Origin of the sequence: Chryseobacterium sp. VD8, from assembly GCF_037149975.1 — a bacterium.
Lineage (GTDB): Bacteria > Bacteroidota > Bacteroidia > Flavobacteriales > Weeksellaceae > Chryseobacterium > Chryseobacterium indicum.
Window position 1 is genome coordinate 1 of the sequence record NZ_JBBCQL010000213.1, and the last position, 8,046, is coordinate 8,046.

General features: G+C 36.2%; 8 protein-coding genes. 3 read left to right on the forward strand and 5 right to left on the reverse strand.

Annotated features, from left to right (window positions below; genetic code table 11):
- Positions 1–52 precede the first annotated feature (52 nt).
- From WFK35_RS18140 to WFK35_RS18155, 4 genes are read right to left on the reverse strand one after another with little or no spacing between them, the layout of a single operon-like run.
- A complete protein-coding gene (locus WFK35_RS18140; RefSeq protein ID WP_047096963.1) occupies positions 53–244 on the reverse strand; it encodes a hypothetical protein in 192 nt (63 codons plus the stop codon).
- Between the two features lie 21 nt (positions 245–265).
- A complete protein-coding gene (locus tag WFK35_RS18145) occupies positions 266–478 on the reverse strand; it encodes a hypothetical protein (protein WP_047096964.1) in 213 nt (70 codons plus the stop codon).
- Between the two features lie 57 nt (positions 479–535).
- Positions 536–736, reverse strand: a complete 201-nt coding sequence (locus WFK35_RS18150) for a DUF5675 family protein (RefSeq protein WP_052769240.1) — start codon at positions 734–736, stop codon at positions 536–538.
- A 4-nt stretch (positions 737–740) separates the two neighbouring features.
- On the reverse strand, positions 741–1,496 hold the full coding sequence (locus tag WFK35_RS18155; RefSeq protein ID WP_047096965.1) for a hypothetical protein: 756 nt from the start codon (positions 1,494–1,496) through the stop codon (positions 741–743).
- 239 nt (positions 1,497–1,735) lie between these two features.
- On the opposite strand from WFK35_RS18155, the gene WFK35_RS18160 reads away from it, so the two are divergent.
- Complete coding sequence (locus WFK35_RS18160) at positions 1,736–1,939, forward strand: hypothetical protein (protein ID WP_047096966.1); 204 nt, start codon at positions 1,736–1,738, stop codon at positions 1,937–1,939.
- 992 nt (positions 1,940–2,931) lie between these two features.
- Here the strand turns inward: WFK35_RS18160 and WFK35_RS18165 are convergent.
- On the reverse strand, positions 2,932–3,078 hold the full coding sequence (locus tag WFK35_RS18165) for a hypothetical protein (protein ID WP_175608834.1): 147 nt from the start codon (positions 3,076–3,078) through the stop codon (positions 2,932–2,934).
- Between the two features lie 643 nt (positions 3,079–3,721).
- Between WFK35_RS18165 and WFK35_RS18170 the strand changes: the two genes are divergently transcribed.
- The gene (locus WFK35_RS18170; protein WP_336733761.1) at positions 3,722–7,657 is read left to right on the forward strand and encodes a hypothetical protein; all 3,936 of its coding nucleotides are present in this window, start codon (positions 3,722–3,724) and stop codon (positions 7,655–7,657) included.
- A gap of 77 nt (positions 7,658–7,734) precedes the next feature.
- Positions 7,735–8,046, forward strand: a 312-nt coding sequence (locus WFK35_RS18175) for a hypothetical protein (protein WP_336733762.1), incomplete at its 3' end; no start/stop codon positions are given.

Below are 8,046 nucleotides of genomic sequence, written 5' to 3' on the forward strand. Positions count from 1 at the left end.
AAAGCCTCTCAAATTTTTGAGAGGCTTAATTGTTCCGCAGTCACCACAACTTTTATTTCCGGAACTTGTTTTTTATGTTTCTGATAAGAAATTTTAGCAATAAGGTGGCACCAAAACTCGAAACTCCGCCAACTGCAGCCAATAAAACTGTTTTGATGAGGTCTTCGGTTCGGATATTGACAAAGATAGTCAGAATAGTGCCGAATGCTGTGCTGAGTTTTGTCGAGTTATCCACGTAATTCATAATAATTCGGTTTAAAATGAATTAATTATCACGATAAACAGCCGTCTGGCTGATTGCTGAAGCAATTCCGCCTGCAACTGCCAAATATCCTGCAACCGTTACCAGAACTGCAGGAAGTGAAATCGGAGCGGTAGCAATTACTCCGCTGATAGCCGTCAGCATCAAACCAATATTTCTTATCTTTTTGAAGAATTTCGGAGTGGGCTCCTGAATTCTTTCTACTATTTTTTTCATATAATTTTTATTTTAGGAAAAATTCCTCCCTTTAGGGTGAGAGGAAGAATTTTTCATTTATTTTATCATTAATTCAATCACGAATCCTTTTTCCAGATATGGGAAAATGGTTTCTTTCAATCTTTCAAAAGCAACCTTCGAACGGATTCCTTTTCCTTCTCCAGTCAGTTCAGAAACAGGAGCAATACATCCATTCAGTTCTTTCAATGCATCATTGGCAGGATGAAATAAAATGTAATCTCTGTTTTTAACATTCATAATTTCAATATGCCATTTGAATTTTGGACTGAAACGCTTTCAAAGCCCCATTTTTCAATGAATACTTTTCGCCATTTACTTCCTGATAAAATTCCACTCCTAAAGCCAAAAACAGTGGCTTTGTAGAGTCTGCAGTCAGCTGCAAAGGAATATCGATAGCAGCCGTTAAGGTATTATCCCAAGGGAAGATTACAGTTTCACCGATTGGTGCAATATAGCTTTCATTTTCAAAATCAATTTCCATTGCCGCAGCGGTTAGCTTAAAGTGCGTCGTTCCTCCGGGAGCCGCAATCATATTTGCTGGGACAAAAGGATCGAATGTTACACCAGCTTCGCCTGTAGCTCTGTCTAAAGTTTTTACCCACGGAGCATAAATGGTATTTCCTAATTTTCCATTCGCATTGAAATCAAAACCAATTAAAAGCTCCGCTTCGCCATCGATTACATTTCTTTGACCTCTCGGATTGGTAGCATCCATTTGAATGACTTTTACCATTTCTTTGGTCAGTCGGCTGACCATTCTGCTGTCATTCACATTCTGCAAAAGTTGTCGAATAGAATTTCGTAGAACTTTCCCGGCTTTTCCTGCACGCCCGAATTCAGCACCGTTTTCTCTGGTTCTTTGAAACGCAGGATCATTTGCAATTCTTTCTGCCGAGATTCCGCCTTTCTCTCTGGCTAAATAACCGTCTTTGGACTTGTAGAAGGTAATTCCTCCAATCGTTCCGTCCAATTTTATAATACTTCTTTGTCTTGCCATTTTCTTAAATTTTAAAAAATTAATTTTAGAATGATAATGTTCATTCTCTCAAACCTTGGTGAATTCACAAGACAAAATTTCATAAAATGTAGATTCAGAACAAGTTTGCGTGCCGATACAGACCGTTTTTGCCGAATAGGGAATAAGTTTCCATTTGAGGAAGAAAAAGAATTATTTTACATTTGCAGAGTCACCGCATAATCAGTATAGCAACTCCTAACCAAAAGCAAGGATAGAGTATGAAAAAGAGAATGCAGAGACTTTGTATTTACCCGAAAGATGTCCAGAGAATCACTGGGCGTAGTGAACGCTATAGTCGTAACCTCATCCGTAAAATTATGCAGGAACTAAATAAGAAAGAGCACCAGTTTTTAACTGTTTCAGAGTTTTGTATCTATACCGGCATTGATGAAGAAAAAGTAAAGGAAATTATTAAAGATTAACCTGACTATTTGTTGCATAAGTAAGCGGATTTTATTAAATTTGAGTACTCACAAGATGCTACAAATAGTAATAAAATAAGAGGGGGAAAATAAGGGGTCTTTGAAATGACAATCTTTGTTAAATGCCATAAATAAAGGTTATTTCAAAAATTGATAAGTCCCGTCCGATCCAGATATTTTACCAAGCAAAATGATAAAAAAAACAGTATTGAATTTCAATGCTGTTTTTTTATGAAATAAGATCTACAAATTATTGTAGATAGCTAGGGCAAAAGAAAACAAATGGTTATTTAAAGTGTTGATACAGATATGCTATTACAGTTGTGCTGTTGTTACTAATCGTTGATTAGAGATTTAATATAAGCAGAATCCTAGAATTGTGTAATTTCACTCCTAAAAAATTAATGAAAAATTGAGTTGCACTGGCAAAATGTATTAATTATCACAGTTGGAATCGGGAATTGGTAATTAGCTGATTTTTAGTAATTTATAAGATTGGAGGTGTACGAAAGTAGTACAAATATATTTTTTAATTAATTGTAAAACGCTGTAAAATATTGGTTCGCAATTATTTAACGTGACGGGATTCGTGCGGAAAAATAGAAAAAAAAGATTTTGCAGCATCTTAATTGTGTACCAATTTTGTACTACTTTAATTGTGTAAACTACCATTAATAAACAATTCTTTAGATTCTGTATCGGGAAGTAATATTTGAACCATCCTTATAAAATATGTAGATCAAAAAAATTATTAAAAGGGGATTTTTTGATCTCTACATTTAAAGTAACTTGTTTCAGTTAGTATATATGCAAACTTCAATAACAAGTCTTATGTAATTATACCAACTATTTGATAATTTTTTAAATGGATGTTGTCTTCTGGATGATCTTATTTTAACTTTTTGATCATTAAAGGGGTGAATTGTATAATTTTGTGAAAATAAAAATTAACGACAATCTGTAGCGTCATCATCGGAAGAAATCCGCAGGGTCTATGTTTTAAAAACCTTATCGGGATTTCTACCGGCAAAAATGATTAGTACCATTGCTATTCTTGTTTTAGCTGTTTTATAACCTAAGTTATTCGCTTTTTTATAGATAAGGAAAAGCATGGAGGTAATCACGGTTATATAAACCATCACTTAAATTCCATTTTTATTGAGTGAAACCAAACGGGTAATGTTAAGTTCCTGTTTGATAAATCTGAAAACACTTCTATATCCCATCGTTTTCTGTAGTAATCGGAAACTTCTTTGGCAGAGAATTCAAATTCATTACTCAAAAGCTAAAATTCTTTTTCTGTTTTTCGTTTTTTTGAAAAGAGTAATTTTTTCAAAACATATCAATTTTTACGTATGATTTAAATACAATTAGACATGTTGAAATAAAATGACCGAATTTTTTAACAGGTAGTAGTTACATGGCAAGATAAGGATGTTTTCTCAATGTTAATTTTTGTGAAAGTTTAAATATAAAATATTATTTCTAAGAATAATTTTAATTATTTCAAATAATTTGTAAAAATATATAATTTTTCGCCCTGATTATCAATTTGTTTCAAAAAAATATAGTTTTTTGTTTTTTATACGACTAGTTCTGTCGTCGTGCAGGGTGATATTTGCAGTATAGAAAATAATAAAATGCAACTTGACATTAAGACTCACGGTGGATATATGTAGTCTGAAAACCACCTTAAAAAATAAGGCTAAAACCTGAAGTTATCCTCGGAAAAAGAAACTTCAAATCTCAACCTTTTTAATAAAACCAAACAAATTTACAAAAATGTCTACAAACAACAATGCGACTCAGACACTTTTTCGATTCGCAACGATGAGAAACCCTGAACTATCAAACCCTAAAGACCTGGACAAGAGATTTATCTTCAGAAACTCTACTCTGAAATCAACCAGTGTTTTTGATACCAATCTGGCTGCTCAGAAAACGCTGTCGGCGATCTGTGCTAAAATTGATACTCAGAATATTGTTCTTCAGATTTTCACTGAGGATACGCTGAAATCCCAGTACGGTAAGTTCTATGAAACAATGGTCTGGGTAGCCCGAAACAAATCTATTGCTGCCAAAACAGAATTCGATGCAAAAATTACGGCATGCAAATCTGCAAACGGAGTTCCGGTAATTGATTCTAAACTGTGGGATAATCTTGTTTATCAGGTGATCACACAAAAAGATTTCTACGTAAAGGAATTTATTATGCAGCTTTTGCATCTGGCACATATTCTTCAGAATTATGATATGAAGGACGAAATGTATCAGAATATTGTAAGAGCCAAAGTGGTGCTTCCGAAAGAATTGTTTAAAACAGATACAAGCGGTCTGAATGGCGGAAATGCTTCCAGAATATCCGGTGCTGTTATTGAACAGACTCCACAGCCACAGGTAATGTACAATGATAAAAGCATGAAATTCGCAGAAGCAAAAGTAAGACTGATAGAAAACCAGAAACTTTCTGATGCTCTTGCCAAAGTGGAGAAATCGTACCGCAGAGAATATCAGGATGCTTATCAGAAGTCTTATGATACTTATATGAAAGAATCTGCGCCTATTAAGAACGAATACCAGAGCAGGCTTTCTGAAGCCGAAAGCCGAAAGAAGTTTTTGGAAGGAAGAATTCAGTATCTTACTGAATTTAGTATTTCTAATCCTGAGTATTTCTTAAGAGACGAGCGTTTGCCGAGTGAACTGAAGGAATTGAATGATGGGTTAGCAAAACTACAGGTTCCACCTGTGGAATTCGCAGAATTCAGCTTTGATTACCGTCCTGAAGTTTCTGCAGACAGCCTTCAGAAAAGCCTGAGCGCAGAGCATTTGTCCACGTTGGCAAAAGTCATGGGTACAGATTCTTTTGCTACGGGAATACAAGGAATAAGCTCTTTTAATGATCTTAACGAAAGTATTTCTCAGAATAATCTTGCCCTACAGCAGCAGGTTCTGAATAATACCGAGCTTAATACCCAGGTGTCTGCATCGGTTGGAGGAATGCTTATTCCTGTCACCAACACCGTAAATAGTAACGGATGGATTCCGTATAGTGTGAAAACCTACAGTAAAGGAAGTTCAGACTGGTTTATTATGCTTACGGTAGACAATTATGCTTCCAATATTGTTTCTGGATCGTACAAAGTTACACTTAATGGGACCGAGATTGCTTCTACCAATATTTTTCAGGCTGTAAGCGGAGTCAATTTTCTTTTTTACAACGGAACGTCGATCCCGGCTGCACAAACCGTAAACACAGGAGGCTTTGTATTGCAGGGAGAAGTTGTTCTTGATGATGGTAAAACCTATTCTTTAAACGTTACCCTGACAAGAGACTCCTCGGAAATCGACAGAATTCTTAAACAAGGGGTTTTTAAAGGAAGTTCCGCATTCACTCCTGTAATGAAACCTGTAGAGCCGGAAAACCCTGGAACTCCTGTGATCATTCCTTCCAATGCTGCCGCATTTATTCCTTCAGGATTTGGAATGAGAAATATCGGTGTTGCAGATTATCTTAAAGTAGAACAGTCTTTACAGGGGTATATTGAAGGCGAAGTTGCCCACATCGAGAATGTAATGGCAAGGGAAAGAAGAGAAAAATCTACTAAAAAAACTTCTCGAAGCGAGATTACAACAATGGAATCTTCGGATACCGAAAAAGAACAGTTGCGCGATACTTCTACTGCAGACCGTTTTGAACTTCAGAATGAAATTTCAAAAGCAATTCAGAATGTGAAGGATGCAAATGTTTCAGCGTATGTAAACGGAGAAAATACCTATCCAAGCGGCTCTATTAATTATGGCGTTTCCGGAGGGTTCTCCACTCACAACTCTAAAGAAGAAAATACAAGACAGGCAATGACGCAAGCCAAGGAAATTACTCAGAAAGCAACAGACAGGGTAGTTACCAAGGTTCATAAAGAGCGTACAGAGAAAATGATTGAAGAATTTGAAGAATCAAATATTCATGAATTTGACAATAGAAAAGGAGACAAGCACGTAGTGGGAGTTTACCGTTGGGTAGACAAAATTTATAAAAATCAGATCTACAACTATGGTAAGAGAATGATGTTCGAATTCATGATTCCTGAGCCTGCCAAACTTCATAATTTAGGAATGAAGATTTCTAAGAATGCAGAAAATTTGTTGATTAAGCCTGTAGACCCGAGAGAATCAACTATTCATAAAATTGCCACATTTGCATCGTTAAATGATGATACCATTCTTAAATTCTGGCTGAGCAAATACAATGTTGAAGTGGATGAATTCCCCATGGCTACTTTCAGCATCAATAAATCATTTCATGAAAGAGATTCTGCACATACGGGTAAAGATGATGATAAGGTACAGGTAACGAACGGTTCAGGAGAGGTGGAAATTCCTGATGGATATGTTGTAGATCAGGTAACCTATACTTTCAATACATATCCTCACGGTTTTAAAGGATCTCATCAGGCATTTATTACCATTGCCGGAAATCCTCTGCCATGGATTGTTTCTGCAAACGACACACAAAAGAACGGAGTATTGAAAAATCTGAATGTTAAAGATAAACTTGCGTTTTCATTTGCAACCGGAGAAAGCCCTATTATCGAAGGAAGTTTAGATGTAAGATGCAATCTTACTGCTGAAGCCAAAAATGCATGGCTACAGAAAACATTCAACAAAATTATTGAAGCCTACGAAAAAGTAAAAACAAAATATGATCAGGATCTGGCGGCCATTCAGGCACAGGGAGTACAGATCAAAGGTTCTAACCCAGGATTCTACAGACAGATAGAAAATACCATATTGAGGAGAAACTGTATCTCCTACATGATAAACCAGAACCCTTCCGCTGCTCTTACTTTCGGTAAAAACAAATATTATAAGACCGATAATGCAGAAGAAAGCTTCCTGAACACAGAAGTAAAACTAGATTCTACACTGGATCAGTATACATCTTTCATAAAATTTGTGGAGCAGGCTTTCGAATGGGAAATCATGAGCTATTATTTCTATCCTTATTATTGGGGGAATAGAAATAACTGGGACAAAATGTATCAGTTTGATGATAATGATCCTACTTTCCGTGCATTCATGCAGTCCGGAATGGCCAGGGTAATTGTTACTGTAAGACCAGGCTTTGAAGAAGCAGTGAGGCATTATCTTGCAACCGGACAAATCTGGAATGGAGGAGAAATCCCTGTCATCGACGATCCTTTGTTCCTTTCTATCGTAGACGAAATGCGCAAAACAGAAGGTGAGAAATATGGTAAAGCATGGGCAACAAGACTGCCTACGGCACTTACAATTCTGCAGGCGCAGTCTATCGGGCTGAATGTCACAAAAGCACTTCCGTTTGACGATAATCTTTCTGATTATGAAGATCCTACAAAGGTTCCGCAATCTTCGGAGATTACTCCTAATGATGCACAGATAGGAGGTGATAGCGATACACAGAAAACAGGAAATATAGCAGGATCCTTCAAAGGATTGGATGGTTTACTACCAGAGATTATGCTCAAAAATATGGACAAGTCTCCTGTAGATTTTACCAACCCAGATGACGGAGGTGATTTCTTCCTGCAAAATATCCCTGTGGGTAAATATGAAATCTGTCTTGATGAAAATGAAGATCTGAACAACCAATATAACATTATCAGTGGTAAAGTTACCAGAGTTATTGAAGTAAAAGAAGGATCTACAACAGAGGTTTCGCTCATAGTAAAAAGAATCTAATGACATAACATCTGCTTCAGACATTAGGCGGTAATCTTAAGTTTACCGCCTGAAGTCTGCTGCATAAAACAAAACAAATGAAACCAGCAACAATAACCGCTATAGGGATCAATGCCAATGCATTAAGAACCACTCAAAGGGTTTTTGTAACAACACAAAATTTTAATCCTGAGAGACACCGTATTATCTTACGGGTTAACGGAAGATATTATGATAATCTGCTAAATTATTTTATACTGGATATCACATTAGGACAGAATAAAAACCCTTTTCCTTTTCAGTTTCCGGGTACAGCAGAATACATCACCATCCATGCGCAGCTTTATGATTACAAAAGTGATGAGATTATTGCAACTAAAAAGCAGGAGTTCCTGAAACAATCCTTTACA